At 45.3% G+C, this 18,852-nt stretch carries 14 protein-coding genes; 7 read left to right on the top strand and 7 right to left on the bottom strand.

What is annotated here, in order from left to right:
- Nucleotides 1–69: 69 nt before the first annotated feature.
- Both folE and dbpA read left to right on the top strand, forming a co-directional pair.
- Nucleotides 70–723, top strand: a complete 654-nt coding sequence (gene folE / locus GZK95_RS19015) for a GTP cyclohydrolase I FolE (protein WP_075707061.1) — start codon at nucleotides 70–72, stop codon at nucleotides 721–723.
- A gap of 213 nt (nucleotides 724–936) precedes the next feature.
- The gene (gene dbpA, locus GZK95_RS19010; protein WP_075715675.1) at nucleotides 937–2,313 is read left to right on the top strand and encodes an ATP-dependent RNA helicase DbpA; all 1,377 of its coding nucleotides are present in this window, start codon (nucleotides 937–939) and stop codon (nucleotides 2,311–2,313) included.
- Between the two features lie 76 nt (nucleotides 2,314–2,389).
- Here the strand turns inward: dbpA and dld are convergent, their stop codons facing one another.
- Entirely contained in the window at nucleotides 2,390–4,096 is a 1,707-nt protein-coding gene (gene dld, locus GZK95_RS19005; protein ID WP_075707065.1) for a D-lactate dehydrogenase, read from the bottom strand.
- Nucleotides 4,097–4,413: 317 nt separating this feature from the next.
- Complete coding sequence (locus GZK95_RS19000) at nucleotides 4,414–5,538, bottom strand: fatty acid desaturase (RefSeq protein WP_075715676.1); 1,125 nt, start codon at nucleotides 5,536–5,538, stop codon at nucleotides 4,414–4,416.
- 177 nt (nucleotides 5,539–5,715) lie between these two features.
- On the opposite strand from GZK95_RS19000, the gene GZK95_RS18995 reads away from it, so the two are divergent.
- The 4 genes from GZK95_RS18995 (at nucleotide 5,716) to GZK95_RS18980 (ending at nucleotide 11,212) form a co-directional block, all read left to right on the top strand.
- Complete coding sequence (locus tag GZK95_RS18995; RefSeq protein WP_075715677.1) at nucleotides 5,716–6,270, top strand: GNAT family N-acetyltransferase; 555 nt, start codon at nucleotides 5,716–5,718, stop codon at nucleotides 6,268–6,270.
- Nucleotides 6,271–6,379: 109 nt separating this feature from the next.
- Complete coding sequence (locus GZK95_RS18990) at nucleotides 6,380–7,504, top strand: efflux RND transporter periplasmic adaptor subunit (protein ID WP_075707071.1); 1,125 nt, start codon at nucleotides 6,380–6,382, stop codon at nucleotides 7,502–7,504.
- A gap of 10 nt (nucleotides 7,505–7,514) precedes the next feature.
- The gene (locus GZK95_RS18985; RefSeq protein ID WP_075715678.1) at nucleotides 7,515–10,667 is read left to right on the top strand and encodes an efflux RND transporter permease subunit; all 3,153 of its coding nucleotides are present in this window, start codon (nucleotides 7,515–7,517) and stop codon (nucleotides 10,665–10,667) included.
- A gap of 182 nt (nucleotides 10,668–10,849) precedes the next feature.
- Nucleotides 10,850–11,212, top strand: a complete 363-nt coding sequence (locus GZK95_RS18980; RefSeq protein WP_075715679.1) for a HopJ type III effector protein — start codon at nucleotides 10,850–10,852, stop codon at nucleotides 11,210–11,212.
- A 54-nt stretch (nucleotides 11,213–11,266) separates the two neighbouring features.
- On the opposite strand, the gene emrD is transcribed toward GZK95_RS18980, so the two are convergent.
- From emrD to GZK95_RS18965, 3 genes are all read right to left on the bottom strand, one after another.
- Nucleotides 11,267–12,472, bottom strand: a complete 1,206-nt coding sequence (emrD, locus tag GZK95_RS18975) for a multidrug efflux MFS transporter EmrD (protein ID WP_075715680.1) — start codon at nucleotides 12,470–12,472, stop codon at nucleotides 11,267–11,269.
- A gap of 184 nt (nucleotides 12,473–12,656) precedes the next feature.
- On the bottom strand, nucleotides 12,657–12,965 hold the full coding sequence (locus tag GZK95_RS18970; protein ID WP_075715681.1) for a cysteine-rich CWC family protein: 309 nt from the start codon (nucleotides 12,963–12,965) through the stop codon (nucleotides 12,657–12,659).
- An 81-nt stretch (nucleotides 12,966–13,046) separates the two neighbouring features.
- Nucleotides 13,047–13,523 carry a MarR family winged helix-turn-helix transcriptional regulator gene (locus GZK95_RS18965; RefSeq protein ID WP_075710956.1) on the bottom strand — a complete coding sequence of 159 codons (477 nt, stop codon included), beginning with the start codon at nucleotides 13,521–13,523 and terminating at the stop codon, nucleotides 13,047–13,049.
- 332 nt (nucleotides 13,524–13,855) lie between these two features.
- Here GZK95_RS18965 and GZK95_RS18960 point away from each other — a divergent pair, with 332 nt between their 5' ends.
- Nucleotides 13,856–15,433, top strand: coding sequence for a BCCT family transporter (locus GZK95_RS18960; RefSeq protein ID WP_161987234.1), 1,578 nt, complete (start codon nucleotides 13,856–13,858; stop codon nucleotides 15,431–15,433).
- A gap of 47 nt (nucleotides 15,434–15,480) precedes the next feature.
- On the opposite strand, the gene GZK95_RS18955 is transcribed toward GZK95_RS18960, so the two are convergent.
- Together GZK95_RS18955 and GZK95_RS18950 are read right to left on the bottom strand one after the other, a co-directional pair.
- Nucleotides 15,481–17,367: a putative nucleotidyltransferase substrate binding domain-containing protein gene (locus GZK95_RS18955; RefSeq protein WP_075715683.1), complete on the bottom strand. Its 1,887-nt coding sequence runs from the start codon at nucleotides 17,365–17,367 to the stop codon at nucleotides 15,481–15,483.
- A gap of 103 nt (nucleotides 17,368–17,470) precedes the next feature.
- Nucleotides 17,471–18,667, bottom strand: coding sequence for an aromatic amino acid transport family protein (locus GZK95_RS18950; protein ID WP_075715684.1), 1,197 nt, complete (start codon nucleotides 18,665–18,667; stop codon nucleotides 17,471–17,473).
- Nucleotides 18,668–18,852: the final 185 nt, after the last annotated feature.

The raw sequence follows: 18,852 nt of genomic DNA, 5'->3' as shown, positions 1-18,852 counted from the left end.
GGGGTGTAATTGTTTAAAAATCCGAGTATCCTTGTCCCCCATCCGCGAAGGGTAGAATGAGGAAGTGGAATGTCAGGTCTTAGCGAATCGGCGAAGTTAGTAAAAGATGCGCTTGAAAGTCGTGGGCTCGAGACACCAATGGTGCCTAGTGAGTTCACTCGTGAAGAGAAAAAGGAAAAAATTCAACATCATATGAGAGAGATTTTGTCTCTACTTGATCTTGATTTAACTGACGATAGCCTAGAAGAAACACCACATCGAATTGCCAAGATGTATGTTGACGAAATCTTCTCAGGTTTGGATTATCAAAACTTCCCTAAGATTACAGTTATTGAAAACAAAATGAATGTAAGCGAGATGGTTCGAGTAAAAGATATTACTCTTACTAGCACTTGTGAACATCATTTAGTGACTATTGATGGTAAGGCTGCAGTCGCGTATATTCCGCGCGGAAAGATTATCGGATTATCGAAGATCAACCGAATTGTGCGTTTTTTCTCCCAGCGTCCTCAAGTTCAAGAACGCTTAACGCAACAAATTTTGGTCGCTTTGCAAACACTGCTTGAGTCAGAAGATGTCGCGGTGACAATTGATGCGACACACTACTGTGTTAAATCACGCGGAGTGATGGATGCCACGAGTGAAACTACCACGACGGCGCTGGGCGGTATTTTTAAATCCATACCCGCGACGCGTGCAGAGTTTCTGCATGGATTACGATAACCGCTAGGTTGCGATACCAACTATAATCAGTATCTGGTCATTTTAGTTGTACAACTTTGTGCCCACTTATCTATCCTGATTGGTATCAACAAGATTACGGAAAACCGCTTTGTATGAGGCGGTTTTTTTATTTAGCCATTTTTTAGCTTGTCGCTTCTAACACCTCGCCGGTTGATTAGAAGGGATGTAGCGCAATATCGACGAGAAGAGACTGTGACAGATTCATTTAAAACACTGCCACTTAGAAAGGAACTGCTGACCACGTTAGATACACTGGGTTATACGCAAATGACGCCAATTCAAGCGCAGAGCTTACCAGCACTATTGGCAGGTAAAGATGTGATTGGACAAGGTAAAACTGGCTCAGGTAAAACGGCGACATTTTCGCTCGCGTTGCTGAGCAATCTAAATGTGAAGCGTTTTCGCGTGCAGTCATTGGTGCTGTGTCCAACTCGTGAGCTCGCTGACCAAGTTGCAAAAGAGATCCGTACTCTTGCGCGTGGTATCCACAATATTAAAGTACTAACACTTTGTGGTGGCATGCCAATGGGACCACAAATTGGTTCACTTGAACATGGCGCTCATATTCTCGTTGGTACACCTGGACGAATTTTGGACCATCTAAGTAAAGGGCGCATTAGCCTAGATGAGCTAAATACGTTGGTATTGGATGAAGCTGACCGCATGCTTGAAATGGGCTTTCAAGAGGCTCTCGATGCGGTGATTGAACAAGCACCAAAACAACGTCAAACACTCCTGTTTAGTGCAACGTTTCCAAAGCAGATTGAAGCCATTGCAAGTCGTATTACTAGCGCACCTCTTATGGTTAAAGTGGAGTCAACCCATCAGACTTCAACTATTGAGCAGTTGTTTTACAAGTTGGAAACCACTCAAGAGCGTGATGATGCGTTAGAAGCATTGCTATTAACCCATCGACCTCAGTCTTCTGTGGTGTTCTGTAATACCAAGAAAGAAGTGATGAACGTAACGGATGAGTTGTCTCATCGTGGTTTTAGCGTGGTTGAACTGCATGGTGATATGGAACAGCGTGAGCGTGATCAAGCGCTAACCATGTTTGCCAACAAGAGTATCTCAATTCTCGTGGCAACGGATGTCGCCGCACGCGGTCTTGACGTTGAAAACCTCGATGCGGTATTCAACTTTGAGCTTTCTCGAGATCCAGAGGTTCACGTGCATCGTATCGGTCGAACCGGGCGCGCGGGTGCGAAAGGCCATGCCTTTAGCTTCTATGGTGAGAAAGATGGTTACCGAGTGGCTCTGATTGAAGAATACATGGATATCGAGGTTCAGCCTGTTGCTGCGCCAAGCAAACCAAATAGCGAACCGTTTTACGCTGAGATGACAACAATTCAAATCTTAGGTGGCAAAAAAATGAAGGTTCGTGCGGGAGATATTCTGGGAGCACTCACCAAGCAAGCGGGCATCGACGGCAAGCGCATTGGTAAGATCAATATTATGGCGATGGTGTCGTATGTAGCGGTCGAAAACAGTGTGGCGAAAATTGCGTTGAAACAGCTGCAAAATGGCAAGATGAAAGGCAAAGCATTTAAAGCTCGTATTATGAAGTAATAGAGCACAGCGAGCGATATAAAAGCCCAAGCGAAAACATGCTTGGGCTTTTTTGTCTCTGCAGTTTGGCTGACGCCTAACCACAGCAACTGCAGTTACGTTTGTACTTGGTCATTTTGCCAATGCCCGGGTTAAAGGTATTAGTGGGATCCAGTGAGTGATAGAACTCTTGCAACTGTTTTTCAGCCTCGTATAGATGTCCAACATTATGCTCTGCTGGGTATTTTGCGCCTTTGTCAGTTAGCAGTTGTAGCATCAATGACTTCATTTTCTTGGTATCGACACCTTTTTTGAAAATATAGTCTTGATGGAATACATGGCACATAAAATGACCGTAATAGAGCGCCATCACCATATCTTTTGTGACTTCTTCTGGCAGTTGCTCAACCCAATCAATATCGTTGCGGCGCAAGGCGATATCCAGCGCGAGAATCTCCTCGACCTCTTTAGAGTGAACCGCTTCGTAGCGGATCGCGGCCCCTGCTGCAGCGAAGCGATGCAGGAGTGCCTTTTTCCCTTCGTCGGCACTGCAAACAAAAAACTCACAATCAGGTTGTTTTGACCAAATATTTTCAAGATATTGCTTAGCTTCATCAATGCCACCATCGCTCATTTTTAAGATCAGGTGGTGTTCATATTTGTCGCGGAAATCGAGCATTCGTTTAGGTAAGTGTTGAGGAAACAGTTTGCTTAACCAGTAAAGCGTGATGTCTGGTAAGTCTTTGGATATAAACGGAATGCGTTTAAGTAGGCTCTCTACTTTTGCTTTGAGTGCAAAGAACTTAGGTAGATTGTCGGTACCAAGGTGATGGATAGAAAGAAACACATCTTTGCCATACTCTTCTGCTAAGTTGAAAATATCGCGATGCATGTATTCGCCCATTTCGGGAAGGTTTTCAAACTGGCTTAACATGTCACGACGTAGCATTGTCAGCTTTGCAGGATCATTACAACCGATATAGAACAGTTGCTCTTTTTCTGGAACCGGATAAGTATCCACTCGAACCGCAAAGACGGCCAATTTACCAGCACAACCACTTGCTTCAAACAGGCGGCGTGAATCTGCGTTAAAGCGTGATGGCGTTTCAGCATCGACGTCTCGAACACGCTCATCATATTCACGATCGGAAGCCATCGCTGTCGTATGTTGAACCTGTTGAGGGGTGAAGTTACCTTGTTCAACATTGGTCAGAATTTCTTCTGGCGTATCGCCTAAGCCATCGATACCAAGGTGATTGACTAACTCAAGTTTGCCCTCTTTAGTGACTTGACCAAACAGCGCGAGCTCTGTGTATGCAGGGCCGCGTTTAACCAATGCCCCACCTGAGTTGTTGGCAATGCCGCCAACCACAGTTGCACCGATAGAAGAGGAGCCAATGACGGAGTGAGGCGCTCGATTAACGGTTTTAAGAGATTTTTCTAATTGATGAAGACTGACGCCAGGTAAGCTGACAATCTGTTTGCCGCCATCGACTAAGTGCAGGGTTTTGATGCGAGTGATATTGATGATGACCACTTCTCGATCATAGTCATCCCCACTAGGTGCAGAGCCCTCGGTAAGACCTGTTTTAGCCGCTTGCATAATGATGATGCAGTTTGCTGCCACTGCCGCCTCAAGTAAGCGCCACTGCTCAACTAAGGATGTAGGGAAGAGTACTGCTAAAGCTTTGCCTTTACCGGAGCGAAAACCCGAACGGTAATACTCGGTTTTGTTTTCTTGAGTTAAGACATTCTCTTTACCAATGATTTGCTCAAATTGAGCAATTAATGCTTGGGTATTCATAGGCTTCCTGCTTGGCTTACGATTTAGTCGCTGGCTTAATAGTTTGAATTCACAGTTTAATAACAAACAGGATTAGAGGCTAGATAGATGGGCACGGTCAGTCGAGAATACAGCAGGATAAAGTCGAGGATATTTAAAAATAATGTGAAGTTTCAATTAGATAATTATTTGTTATTTTGTCATTTTTTCCAAAAATGTACTTCACTATTTCCAAAAGAAACATTATCCAATGCATTTAATAAGCGGAAATACTAAATTTCAATGTGATTTTAATCACGAAAGGGAGCAACGTATGCTCCCTTCGTGGTACGACTCTATTAGCAATGAGTTAGAGCGAGCTGCCAACTTTTTTGCTGGGCCTTAAACTCCGCTTTCATTTCTCGGTAACGAATCAACAATAGCGAACGCTCATATTTTTCGACTAAGTTGCTGCGCTTCTGCTCAACGATTTGCTTTTTCAACGCATAAAAATCATTGAGTTTGTTCATTAACATATCGAATTCTTGCTGCAAGGTTACCTTAAGTTTCAGTTTTTCTGGATGTTGATCAAGACGCGCCATTGCGCGCTTTAACGCTTGTTTGGCTTTGGCTTGCTCTATTTTAAGGCTAGGTGTAATGCGAAGCTTGTCAGCCAACCCTAGCCACTGGAACGTTTTGATTAACCATTTGGTGGGATCGTATTGCCACCAATAAATCCCATTACGATAGTCGTTTTCGAATATATGATGATAGTTATGGTAACCCTCACCGAAGGTGAAGAAGGCTAAAATACCGTTATCACGAGCAGTATTTTTGTCCGTATAGGGCTGTCGCCCCCAAATATGGGCCAAAGAGTTGATAAAGAAAGTCGTATGATGACTCAGTACCAATCTCAGCGCGCCAACCACAAGTAACATTCCAACAATATCACCATAGATAACGCCAAGTAGGAGAGGGATCCCGAGGTTTGTGGCAAGCGCCAGTAATAGGTAGTGCTTGTGTTGCCACATCACAATGGCATCTTTTTGTAAGTCACGGCAGTTGCTGTAATCACTATACGTGTCGTTGTTGTAGTTTCTCAACATCCAGCCAATATGAGAGAACCAAAATCCCCGTTTGGCAGAATAGGGATCTTTATCATTGTTATCGACATGCTTGTGATGAACGCGGTGATCAGAACTCCAATGGAGCGCGCTGTTTTGCAGAGCAAAAGCACCGCCAATAGCAAACACGGCTCTCAATGCTGGATGAGCTTGATAGGTTTTGTGCGACCAAAGACGATGGTAACCGGTGGTAATTGATAGGTTGCAGAATGAGAATGTGATTACCAGCCAAATCCAGTGCTCGGCACCAAGCCCGTACTCGTATCCATACCAAGGTGTGACGATCGTCGCGAGAACGAAGCTAATAAGAAAAAGCAGAACATTTAGCCAGATCAGAGGCGGTTTATTGCGGCTACGCATTTAAATATCCTTTTAGCGAACAACTGTGCGCTAGAATATCAGCGTACAGTTGTAAGTCAAACTAGAGATATTGCAAATTGTGAATGTGGATATATTTAGAATGTTTTGCTTTTTTTTTGTTAATGAATAGTATGGATAAAGGAATGAGTGCATACAGGAAGTAAAAAGGAATTGGCAATGGAAATAAAAGTAGCTGAATATAAAGACTACGAAAGAATAGCGCACTTGCACGCACAGAGTTGGAAGACTTATTACCAAGGTATACTCGGTGAACGCTATCTAACGGAAGAAGTCATCGATGACCGATTAGTGATCTGGCAAACGCGTTTAATCAACCCGCCATTTAACCAGCATGTTTTGATTGCCGAAGAAAACGGTGAGCTCTGCGGCTTTATTTGTGCCTTTGGTAACCATGACTTTGAAAAAGGAACGATTATTGATGCTCTGCATGTTAACTCGGATAATCGAGGTGGGGGCGTAGGTAAGGCGTTGATTCTTGAGATGGCTAAGTGGATAGAGCAGTTTTTTGCAGACAGTGGTGTCTATCTTGAGGTGATGGCAGATAATGCTCAAGCAATCGGGTTCTATGAACGTATTGGCGGAACAAACGCGCTGGCAAGGTTGTGGGATGCACCGTGTGGTAACCAAGTTAAAGAGCTGGTCTACACTTGGCAATCACCCAAGCAGTTATTGGATAAAATTACGACAAAACAAGAATCTGCAATTTATTAGACATCGAAATAGATTGAAACAAATTAACCTTGGTTCTTGATAAAACTCGGACATAAAACGTAGTACCGTTAGTTAAGTTTATGTTATTGGCTTATCTAGCGGTATTTTCATGAAAAAGAACCTTATTGCAACGGCGCTTGTCAGTGCGCTGTTTATATCCGGGTGTGGTGATAGCACGCCAAAGCAAACTCAAGCACAAGCGCCGTTGGTTGTCGCGGAGCCGGTAGTTTCAACCTCTCACCAGCAAGGCAAATCCTATATTGGGCGTGTCGAAGCTGTCGAAGATACAAATATTATCGCTCAGGTGTCGGGTTACCTGCAGCATCGTCATTTTGAAGAAGGGCAGATGGTCGAAAAAGGCCAACTGCTGTTCACCATCGAGCCTTCATCTTTCGAAGCACAGCTGGCCGCGGCAAATGCGAACTTAGCTCAAGCAAATGCGGCACTAAAAAAAGCCCAGTTGGACTTTAATCGAGGTAAGAACTTGTTGCCCAAAGGGAGTATCTCCCAATCAGAGTTTGATAATTTGACCGCGACTCTACTGGGCGCTGAAGCGCAAAAGGAATCCGCGAAGGCGCAGTTAAACCTTGCTCAAGTTAACCTCTCTTACACGGAAATTCGCGCGCCATTTTCAGGCCGAATCAGTTCAAGTGAAGTTAGTACTGGTGATTTAGTTTCGCCTCAGTCAGGTATTTTAACCACTTTAGTCAGCCTTGATCCTATCCATACCAGCTTTAGTATCAGTGAACGTGAACGCTTAGAGTTAGGCATGGATAGATATAAAGGCGATGGTGGAGAGGATAGCCAAGCAGCTGAGGTACAACTGATTTTAGAAAACGGCCAGCCGTTTGAGCATCTGGGCGCCTTGGACTATCTAGGTAACCGTATCGACCTCGACACGGGGACCATTGCTATGCGCGCCGTGGTGCCAAACCCAGATTATCGATTGTTACCTGGCCAGCATATTCGTGTTGAGCTGCGAGAAGTAACGCCAAGAGAGGTGTTGTTGGTGCCTCGTCGAGCGGTGCAGACAGACTTAGAAGGGCATTTTGTCATGGTGGTTGCCGAGGGCAATATTGCTGAACGACGCAACGTTGAACTGGGCAAGCAACTTGACGAAGGGGTGATTGTCCACCAAGGTCTCACCGACTCTGATAGTGTGATTACCCAAGGCCTTCAACGCGTTCGCAACGGCGTGCCGGTTCGATTCGATGCGCCAAAACAAGCAAACTAACGGAGGCTGAATGTTAAGTCGATTCTTTATTCAGCGTCCTAAGTTTGCGCTGGTTATTTCAATCATTTTGACTCTGGCGGGCTTGATCTCTTTGGCGATCTTGCCCGTTGCCGAGTATCCCAAAATTAGCCCTCCTTCAGTCAGTGTGAATGCCTACTATACTGGCGCGAGCGCTGAGGTGGTGGAGGAAGCCATCGCCGACCCGTTAGAAGCCGCGGTGAATGGCGTGGAAAACATGATCTATATGTCTTCCAAGAGCGCCAACGATGGTTCATACAGTCTCAACGTGACCTTTGATGTAGGTACTGACCCAGACATGGCGCAGGTTAACGTACAAAACCGCGTGTCTCAAATTGAGTCCAAGCTGCCTCAAGAAGTTCGTATGGTCGGTATTACGGTGAAAAAGCGTTCACCTGACTTACTAATGGTACTCAACTTCTATTCGCCAGATGGTAAATACGATGACCAATTTCTGATTAACTACATCAATTTAAACGTCAAAGACCAGTTGGCTCGAGTAAAAGGCATCAGCGAAGTTAATGTTATCGGTGGCGGTGAATACGCAATGCGTGTTTGGCTTGATCCTGAAAAAATGGCGAGCCTTAAGTTAACCACCACCGACATATATTCAGCACTGGCAGAGCAAAACGTGCAAGTGGCTGCGGGACGTGTGGGCGCTGCGCCATACAATGATGTTCAGGAAGTGCAATTTAACCTCGTAACCAAGGGACGTTTAGAATCTGTTGGCGAGTTTGAAAATGTTGTATTACGAGCGAACAGCGACGGTTCAACCGTCTACCTAAAAGATGTCGCACGGGTTGAGTTAGGCAAGAAGTTCTACGATGGTAGCGGTCTGTTCCGTGGGCAAGACGCTTCCATTGTCGCACTGTCGCTGCAATCAGATGCGAACGCGCTTGAGAGTGGTCAAGCGGTTATGGAACTGCTTGACAAGTTGAGTGTCAATTTCCCAGAAGGAATGAGTTACGAGACCAGTTACGACACCACGGTGTTTGTTGCTGAGTCGATCAAAGGGGTAGTGAAAACGCTGATTGAGGCTATTTTGCTGGTAATTGCCGTGACCTATATGTTCTTAGGTAGTGCTCGCGCGACTTTGATCCCGGTAGTTGCCATTCCGGTTTCGTTAATTGGTACCTTTGCCGTCATGCAGATGACCGGTTTTACTATCAATACGGTGACCCTATTTGGATTGATTCTTGCGATTGGTATCGTGGTTGATGATGCGATACTCGTAATCGAAAACGTCGATACCACGATGGCAAAAGACCCAACAATGTCGCCACGTAAAGCAACACTGATAGCGATGAAAGAGGTTACGGGGCCAATCGTTACCTCAACACTGGTGCTATTGGCTGTGTTCTTACCTGTGGCAATGCTGCCGGGTATCACAGGTATTATGTACCGTCAGTTTGCGTTGACCATCTGTATTTCAGTAGTGATCTCTTCGATTAACGCACTAACCTTGTCACCAGCACTTTGTGCTTTGGTACTCAAACAAGGTGGTGGCAATACCGCACGTTGGTTCCAAACCTTCAACCGTGGACTAGAAGCGGTGACCAATCGTTACGGTCAAGTGGCAGGGTTCTTAGTTAAGAAAACCGTACTGCTTGCTGGTTTCTTTGTGGTTGCAGTTGCGGCAGTAACCATCTTTTCGAAAACCACCTCGACAGCATTCGTTCCTCAAGAGGACAAAGGCATCTTGTTGGTGAACGTGCAATTGCCTGATTCTGCATCGTTATCTCGCACCGAAGCGGTAACGGAAGAACTGATTGCAATGGTTGAGCAAGAACCGGGTGTGGATGGGGTCACGGTGGCAAATGGTTTCGCCTTTATGACCGGGGCAGCAGCATCAAATGGCGCGTCGTTGTTTATTAAGTTACACGATTGGGAAACGCGAAACGGTTTAGATGGCGATCACTCCGCTGACGCTATCGCTCAACGGATCAATGGTCGAGCTGCAATGCAACTGCCACAAGCCGTCGTATTTGCAATGGGACCACCAGCTGTACCGGGAATGGGGGCGGCGTCTGGTTTCGAGTTTGTACTGGAAGATGCGTTGGGTCGCAGTCGCACTGATTTAGCCATAGTGATGAACCAAGTGATCGAGGAAGCGATTAAGCAACCTGAGATTGGTTTTGCTTTCTCAACATTCCGCGCCAATGTACCGCACTACTATGTGGATATTGACCGCGAAAAAGCTCAGCAGTTGGGCATCCCACTATCAAGCATCTTTCAAACGTTACAAGGTAACTTGGGTTCGCTGTACGTGAATGATTTTACTATGTTTGGTAAGAACTTCCGCGTCACCATGCAAGCTGATTCAGAGCATCGCAGTAGTATGGATGATTTAAAGCGTTTCCATTTGCGTTCTGCGAGCGGAAAGATGGTTCCATTGAGTACACTGGTGAGCTATGAGCAGATCTTTGAGCCTGACGTTGCCTGGCGTTACAACATGTATCGAAGTGCTGTAATCCAAGGGCAACCAGCTCCGGGCTACTCTAGTGGTGACGCGATTGCAGCGATGGAGCGTGTTGCGGCTGAAATGCTTCCTCAAGGCTACCAATATGAATGGACGGGTATGGCCTACCAAGAGGTGTTGGCGGGTAACCAAGCAATCTACGCCTTCGCCTTAGCCCTGACATTTATTTATCTGTTTATGGTGGCACAGTATGAAAGCTGGAGTATTCCTCTCGCAATCATCTTAGTTGTGCCTGTTGCGACATTAGGTTCTTTCCTCGCGTTGAATCTTGCTGGTATTCCACTGAACCTCTACGCACAGATAGGATTAGTGTTGCTCATAGCATTAGCGGCAAAGAATGCGATACTAATTGTTGAATTTGCCAAAGTAGAACGTGAGGAAAAGGATTCGCCTATCGATGAAGCTGCGGTACACGGTGGTAAACTTCGTTTCCGAGCAGTAAACATGACTTCTTGGTCGTTTATTCTTGGTATGTTCCCGTTGGTTTTCGCCTCTGGCGCAGGTCATATCAGCCAAAACTCATTGGGTATATCGTTGATTGGCGGCTTACTCTGTGTGTTGCTCGCTGGTACGTTCTTAATCCCAGGTTTCTTCGCTGTGGTTCAGCGTCAGCGTGAGAAGATTCATGGTGGAAACACTAAGCTAGTCGACATCGATGATGAGTAGCCTTTAACTAAATCAAGCGCCGAGTGATGACTCGGCGTTTTTTTGTGTTTTACAGTGTAAAAATGGGTGAAATGAGTCGCCGAATCGGAGTAAAAACGGACTCTAGCCATATAGAGACTGGAGCGGCAGTTTAGATTTGAGTAAACTATCACTCAAACTCCTGATCAAAGTATAGTAATCATATGGAATTGAAGTCCTTTCTACAGCAACTGCAAACGAATCCAACCTCTGTTGAGTTCGCTCAATCAATCGCCGTGATCGAAGCAAATTACTCATTTACTCCAACCGCATTTAGCAATGGAACAATGAGAAATCCGCAGGGTGAAAACAATGGGTCTTGCAAAATTTTGGCATTTGCATTGCAGCATCAATTAAGTGAAGAGCAAACTTTGGCGATGTTTGGGGAATTCTATCGCGTCGATGTGTTGGGCAATCCTGATGGTCATGACCATCAAAACATCCGTAACTTTATTGCACATGGTTGGCAAGGTGTGAAGTTTGAAGGTAAGGCGCTAGAGGGTATTGAGGTACTTGATAAAGCCTAGCCGAGTAATTGTGTTATACAGAGCGTAAAAAAAGGAGCCATTGGCTCCTTTTTGCTAGATAGTGGCTGGGGCTTCCGCCGGATTATCTGGGCATTTGTTTACTTTCACTAAGCCATAGACGGCAATAAGTGACATCACCAACATGAAGATCCCCAGTGGAAGTTGGTTAGGTGCAGGGATGAATGATGCAATCAGAGTGGCAAATCCTGCGCCTAAGTTTTGCATTCCTCCCAACACTGCACCACCGGTGCCCGCATGATGAGGTATTGGTGAGATCGCCCCAGTTGTTGCTGATGGGTAAATGATCCCCGTGCCCAAAAAGTAAAGAGCGGGACCAATCACCAACGTGACAGCAGATGTTTCTCCCATCATCCCAGGGATTAAGATCACTATAGAGCCAGCTATTATTGCGACTAATCCAAAGTTTAAGATTCCGTTTGTTGTGTAGCGTGACGCTAATGCGCCTGAAATCGCTGAGCCAATCAAGTAACCAGGAATAGGTAAGATAAACAAGATACTTACCGTAGTGGCTGGTAGTTGAAGTACGCCACCTAATAATACGCCGGCTGCAGCTTCAAAAATGGCTAGACCAGAGAATGTCGCGACTAAGCAAATCAAGTAGCCTTGGAAGCGTTTGTTAGACAAAACAAACTTGTAGCTTTGGCTCACTTTCTCATGGCGACGGTTCTCTTTCGGCAAAGTTTCTTTAAAGCTGGTCATCATTGTAATCACAACCGCTAAGCCGAATAGGGCCAAGAATAGATAACTTGAACGCCAACCGAAGTTCTCCGACAGTACGCCACCAAGCACAGGCGCAAGCAGTGGAGAAAACACGATACTCATGCTGATATAGCTGTTCACTTTGTGTAACTCAGGCCCTGAGTAGCAGTCTCGACCTAGAGTGCGCGACATCGCGCCACCACAACCTATGCCCAGACCTTGGATAAAGCTACCGATAAGGAACACGCTATAACTCTGAGCAAACAGCGCGATGAGCGTGCCGAAGACATAAAGGCCTAAACCAAAAATGATAATCGGTTTTCGACCTAAACGATCAGAAATTGGGCCATAGACAAACTGCGATAGTCCGTAGGGAATCAAATAACAAGCCATTACCGCTTGTAGGCTACCTGGGTTTACGGCAAATTCAGCCGCCATCTGACCAATGGACGGAATGTACATTGTTTGCGTCATTTGGCCAACAGCAGCCAATATTGCAATAGTAAATGTAAGTTTAATCAGCTTTGAGTAAGCAGACATAGAGAGCAACCAAAATTAAAAGACGAACAACCCCATCAAGGCTTAACCGAGCTCATATCAATATAATGGGGACACAATACTGTTTATTATATTAGTGAGTTCGTTGTTAACAGGCAATCGGATTTGGTTGGAACAATCAAGAGAAATTTCTATTTTATGGATTAGAAAATCTAATCTGATATTTTTATTCTATATCCAATAAAGACAAGCACTTACGGCAAAGGCATTTGTCAAATTTCGGGGTGTTAGACAAATCACGTTTTTCTATATCAAAGCACCAGCAATGGCTTTTACCCGCGCTGATATCACAAAAACTCGCCGCTCCGCAGGAGGGGCATGCGTGAGTAGAGTTTATCCCTCTGATTTGGTTGATTTTGTTACTTTGATGCTCTGGAGTCAGTTTGCGCCATTGTGAAATTTCATTAATTGTACGCAAACAACCTGAGCAGATACCGGCTTGGTTCTTACACGTAGCAATACAGGGAGTTTTCAAAATGATCTCCAATAGATGGAAGTTTTTGGTTAGAAGCTCACTCCCACAAGCTGTGAGAGTGAGTGGCTAAGAAGGGCGGGATCAGTCGGCTTTAGTGATGCTGCCAAGCTCTAGAACTGGTGCTACGTCGATATCTTCGGCGTTCATCATCGCAGATAAACGTTGCACTGAAGATAGCAGTAAGGTTTGTTCCCACTCATCTAAGCGTTGAAACTTATTAATAAAACTTTGTTGCAGCGGCATTGGTGCTTGAGCTAATCGTTCTCTTCCTTGCTCAGTCAGCACGGCGTGAACTTTGCGTTTATCGGTTTCACTACGTCTTCGTTCAATCAAACCGTTTTTTTGCAGTCGATCAAGGATGATGGTGGCCGTTGCTTGACTCATGTTGGTGTGGTTAGACAACTGCTTAATTGTCACTTCCCCTAGTTCTCTAATCGAGCGCATCAAAATCAGTTGAGGTGCAGTTAAGCCTGACTCTTTACTGAGTTTTTTCGAGTGTAGATCAATTGCTCTGATGATTTGTCTTAATGAGACCAGAACTTCTTCGTGCTTTTCCAAGATAGACCTTTAAAACGTAGCCGATTTTTCAAGAACATAACCTAAATTTCTGATGAATAGAAGTGTAAATAAACAAAATTTACAGCGGCTATAATAATTAGACTACAAATTAAAAAGTTTGCTTTTGCCATAAGGGTTGGCGGCGATTCGCTACTCGTTTTAATGAATAAATCCGGCTTTACAGGCAATTCTGATGAATAAGTTTGCGTAAATTGGCATTTTTCACTACAAAGCGTACAATGTTTAGTAATTATCAAAGATCTAAATCACGTTTTAAATCATTTATAGCTCTAAATGATAAAGAAGAATAAGCGAGTTAACAGAGAGATTCTATGACTAAAGGAATTGATAAATACAGTTTTGATAGTACTGATTACACGATAGGGCAGGACAATATTCAGAAGTGGGGCTTTGATGTTCATAACCCTGTTTTTGGTATTAGTGCCGGTTTTATCGCGTTGTTTTTGATTGGTGCGCTAGTACTTGATGCGCATACTGCTAAGTCCGTGTTGGATGGGATAAAGTGGCAAATCATCGGCAGCTTTGACTGGTTGTTCATCTGGTCGGGTAACCTATTTGTTGTGTTTTGCCTTGTTTTGGTTTTGAGTCCATTGGGCAAAATTCGCTTGGGCGGTGATACGGCGAAAGCGGATTACTCATTTATATCCTGGCTATCGATGCTATTTGCTGCCGGTATGGGTATTGGATTGATGTTCTGGAGTGTGGCAGAACCCGTTGCCTATTACACCGGTTGGTACGAAACGCCATTGGGTGTCGAAGCTAACACGCCAGAGGCGGCGCGCCTCGCGATGGGCGCCACCATGTACCATTGGGGTTTACACCCTTGGGCTATCTACGGCGTGGTCGCACTTTCACTTGCCTTCTTTGCTTACAATAAGGGGTTGCCACTATCGATTCGTTCAATCTTTTACCCTTTGTTAGGTGATAGAGCATGGGGTTGGGCAGGGCATATCGTTGATATACTTGCGGTACTTGCTACCTTGTTTGGACTAGCAACTTCTCTAGGTTTAGGTGCACAACAAGCCGCGAGTGGGATTCATCATGTATTTGGCTTCGATGCCGGACTGGGATTACAAATAGTTGTGATAACGGTCGTTACTTTGCTTGCTGTCGTGTCGGTTGTACGCGGTATTGATGGCGGGGTTAAGGTGATCAGTAACATCAACATGATCGTGGCATTCTTACTACTCTTGTTGGTGGCATTGATTGGTTGGGCAGTTGCATTGGGCAATATTCCTACTACATTAATGGCGTATTTAGAAAACTTGATTCCCCTAAGTAATCCTCACGGACGAACGGATGAAGCTTGGTTCCAAGGTTGGACGGTATTCTACTGGGCGTGGTGGATTTCATGGTCACCATTTGTTGGTATGTTTATCGCGCGAGTATCGAAAGGACGCACTGTACGTGAATTTATTACGGCAGTACTGATTGTCCCAACCAGCGTGACTTTGATTTGGATGTCAGTGTTTGGCGGCTTGGCTATTGATCAGGTCGTGAACAGTGCAGGTCAGTTGGGAAGTAAAGGTTTAACTGATGTGTCGCTAGCGATGTTCGAAATGTTCGATGTGCTGCCGATGGGTAACTTGCTGTCAATTATTGCGGTGGTACTCGTATTGGTATTCTTTATCACCTCTTCAGACTCAGGCTCTCTGGTTATCGATAGCATTACGGCTGGTGGTAAAGTCGATGCGCCAGTATTGCAACGCGTTTTCTGGGCATTTATGGAAGGTGCAATCGCGGTAGCACTGCTTTGGATCGGTGGCACAGAAGCCATTCAAGCGCTTCAGGCAGGCGCCATTTCAACAGCATTGCCATTTACGATAGTGTTGCTGCTGATGTGTGTCAGCTTGATTATGGGGATGCGTACTGAAAAGACCAGTCGCTAATACCCACCAAAGAGAAAGGGATGCATTGGCATCCCTTTTTTTGTGCGTTAAAACTTGGAGTTGGCGTGGTAGCGGAATTTAAGAAAGTTCTGCGAATTACTCAATACTTGGAACGCATCCTTTAGATTGCGTCGTTCGAACTCAGATAGATTCTCCGGCTCAATGTTATTGTCCGGCTCCATTTCGTTCTCAACGTCATAGGCTTGATGTCGTATTCGAACCATCGAGATGAATTCCAGTGCATCACGCAGCGCGTGCGCTTTACCTTTGGGTAAAATTCCCGCTTCGTGTATGTCATCAAGCCTTTCAAATGAGTTCTGTGCTCGAGAGCCGACTGCGAGAGCATGAACCCGCACTAAATCGGCCAGTGGTGCCGTACCACGACGTTTGAGGTTGATAGAGTTTTTATGTTGACCATCCTTTTCAACCACAAAATCTTTAAAAAATCCAAGCGGGGGCGTTCGGTTCAACGCATTGCGAGCTAAACAAGCTAAGAAGCGGTTGTTCTTGCGCGCTCGTCTGACGATAAAGCCATTGAGTTGTTCTGCCCATTTTAATCGCCCATAGACGCCATCAAGATCAAAGAATATTGAGGCATTAAGTAACGCTTTTGGATTTGGGTTGTCAATCCAGTCGGCAAAGCACTCCTCCCATTCGGTACGTGTCATTCGCCACTCAGAGTTGGTTGCCATGATATCGCCGGTGCAGTAGGTATACCCGCAGCGCGCAAGCCCGTCGCATACTTGTTGCGCCAATTCCGAGAAGTACTCATTGTGCAGTTCTGCTTGATAACTGTTGTCGAGAATGATGGCATTGTCTTGGTCAGTCACGAGGAGTTGTTCATCGCGCCCCATCGAACCTAATGCTAAAAAGCAGTAAGGAATGGGGGGCGGACCGAGTTGCTCCTCAGCAAGTTCAATAATTCGTTGCTTGAAGCTTCGTCCAATCACGGACATTGCACTTCCGACCATATGAGAGTTCGCATCTTCATTGACCATGCGGACGAAACAGTCTTTGACTTGCTCAGACAATGCCGCAAGGTCATCAACCGACTGTTGTTGGAAAATACTGCTGACCAGCAACAATGAGTTTTGCGATTCGTAACGAACAATATCGGTGGTTTCAATAATACCGATTGGATGCCCATCTTTAAGTACCGGAAGGTGGTGAACGTTGTAGCGAAGCATGGTCAACATCGCTTCAAATACATACGCATTGTGATCAAGCGAGATGAGCTCATGGGTCATCACATCAGCAACCGAGTGAGAGGCATCTAAACCTGTAGCGAGTACGCGGGTGCAGAGGTCTCTATCGGTTATGATGCCAACCAGACCAGAGCTATCTTCGTCACCGTTTTGTTGAATGTCAGCGTCGATAACTAACAGAGCGGAAACATTTTCTTCAGCCATCTTTTGTGCGGCGTTCTGAATGGTGTCGGAACTGTAGGTAAACAGTGCGTCTCCAGATAATAACGTGCGAACTTTTGATGTTGTTAGATCATTCTCTTCATGGGTGGCGTTGACCGCTTGGCGAAGTCGCGTATTGTGTTCTACTTCCACAAAGTCGGCAAAAGACTCTTGCGATTCATAAAGTTCTAAGAAAATTGACTCAGGAATGCAATATAGCAAAGTGTCGCGAACCGCAACGGCAGGGAAGCGGACTTTATTGTTGGTTAACAAGCCCATTTGCCCAAACAAGCCACCGCTGTCTAAGCGATTATAGAGCTCGCCTTTACGCCGATAGACTTCGACCACGCCACTGCGAACCATAAATAGATCATGTATCTGGTCGCCAAACTTATTGATCGAAGATCCTTCGCGATAGTAGGCGACTTCGATGCTTTGCGCGATGCGATCAAGAACGTCTTCATCGAGTTCATCAAAAGGGGGGTGTTGGACGAGAAAGGACTTAACTTCTAACTGCTCTGCTTCCATGAAGAATACCATCGTAACTAGCGTATCTTTAAATGTTATACCACTTCACGGACGAAAACGAAAAAAGGCTTGGTATTTACCAAGCCTTTTAAATGCATCAGGGTTAACCTAGAGCAGGAAGTACACCCGCGGTAATAAGGCATTGTGCGGTGACAATCAGGATACCGGCAATACCACAAAGCATAATCCCTAACTTACCCCCTTTCACCTGATAGCCGGCATCTTGATATATAAGACGCGCTTTAAGCACCATAGTGACCGGTAAGAAAATCGCCAGAATTGCGAGCGCAATGGCTGCGTAGCCCAACGCAGTGATAAAGCCTTGTGGGTAGAACAAGGCAAAACCCATTGGTGGGAAAAAGGTGACTAAACCTGTCACCACTCGAGAAGATTGCTTTTTCGCCATTGAATCACCCAAAAACTCAAACAAACCAAGGCTCACACCGAGGAAAGAGGTGAGTAGTGCCAAATCAGCAAAAACACCGATAGCTTGGGCAATACTTGATTGGTGTACTTTACTCGACAACTGACCAATTAAAGCCGTTAGACCTTGATTGCTTAACATTTCCGATTGGCTAACCACACCGAGCGTGACGAGCTGCCAGAACACGTAGATGATTAATGGGATTGCTGAACCTACCATGATCGCTTTGCGTAAAGAGGCCGTGTCACCATCTAGGTATCGAACAATGGCAGGGATACTGCCGTGGAAACCAAAAGAGGTGAAAATAACTGGAATGGCAGCGACAATCAGTCCTTGTTCAATAGGCATACTGAGTAAGTAAGACTGCGTCACGTTAGGCGCAAGGAAAAGTAACACGCTTGCCATCGCAATTAGCTTTAAGGTAAATAAAACGCGGTTGACCTTGTCGACCGTGGCAGTACCTATGATCACCGTCATAGCAACAATAGCAGTAAACAGCACCGTGCCAGCAGAGTGGGTCAGTTCAAGCCCAGTCCATTGCTCAATTCTTTGACCAAACTGGGCTCCGCCGCCAGCAATATATGCGGCACACAATGAATAAAACAAAAATAGCATGGCAAAGCTGGCTAACCACTTACCGCGTTTTCCGAGAATTTGCATCGCAAGCGTGTGCAAAGTGGCGTGGCTGTCTGCGTGTTGATGAAGTTCGATCATCATTAGCGCGGTATAGGCCATCAAAGCCCATAAAAACACCATAATAACCAGCGAAGTGGAGAAGCCAATACCCGCTGATGCCAATGGCAACGCCAACATACCAGCTCCAATAGTAGTACCTGCAATAATCAAAGTACTACCCATTACCTTTGATTTACTCATTTTGTATATTATTCTTTACAGTAGTTTGTTGTGAATGCGCAAAATTGTCTGTTTTTTACGCTCAATCCAGACCGATAGGCTAGGAGGTGCTCAGTTTGTAATATTGAAAACTAAATTACAAGTAAAATGTACGCTAAAGTTTCCGTATGTGTATTGTTATATTTACAGTGGCGTGCTGTTCTTGT

This window comes from Vibrio panuliri (assembly GCF_009938205.1).
Taxonomy (GTDB): Bacteria; Pseudomonadota; Gammaproteobacteria; order Enterobacterales; family Vibrionaceae; genus Vibrio; species Vibrio panuliri.
The sequence above is the reverse complement of the archived record's forward strand: the minus strand, read 5'-3'. Positions and strand labels throughout refer to the sequence as shown.

Coding starts and splice junctions, on each gene's coding strand:
- dld (WP_075707065.1), bottom strand. CDS start 4,096: ATGAATACCCAAGCATTAATTGCTCAATTTGAGCAAATCATTGGTAAA.
- folE (WP_075707061.1), top strand. CDS start 70: ATGTCAGGTCTTAGCGAATCGGCGAAGTTAGTAAAAGATGCGCTTGAA.
- emrD (WP_075715680.1), bottom strand. CDS start 12,472: ATGTCTGCTTACTCAAAGCTGATTAAACTTACATTTACTATTGCAATA.
- GZK95_RS18955 (WP_075715683.1), bottom strand. CDS start 17,367: ATGGAAGCAGAGCAGTTAGAAGTTAAGTCCTTTCTCGTCCAACACCCC.
- GZK95_RS19000 (WP_075715676.1), bottom strand. CDS start 5,538: ATGCGTAGCCGCAATAAACCGCCTCTGATCTGGCTAAATGTTCTGCTT.
- GZK95_RS18990 (WP_075707071.1), top strand. CDS start 6,380: ATGAAAAAGAACCTTATTGCAACGGCGCTTGTCAGTGCGCTGTTTATA.
- GZK95_RS18995 (WP_075715677.1), top strand. CDS start 5,716: ATGGAAATAAAAGTAGCTGAATATAAAGACTACGAAAGAATAGCGCAC.
- GZK95_RS18960 (WP_161987234.1), top strand. CDS start 13,856: ATGACTAAAGGAATTGATAAATACAGTTTTGATAGTACTGATTACACG.
- GZK95_RS18950 (WP_075715684.1), bottom strand. CDS start 18,667: ATGAGTAAATCAAAGGTAATGGGTAGTACTTTGATTATTGCAGGTACT.
- GZK95_RS18980 (WP_075715679.1), top strand. CDS start 10,850: ATGGAATTGAAGTCCTTTCTACAGCAACTGCAAACGAATCCAACCTCT.
- GZK95_RS18985 (WP_075715678.1), top strand. CDS start 7,515: ATGTTAAGTCGATTCTTTATTCAGCGTCCTAAGTTTGCGCTGGTTATT.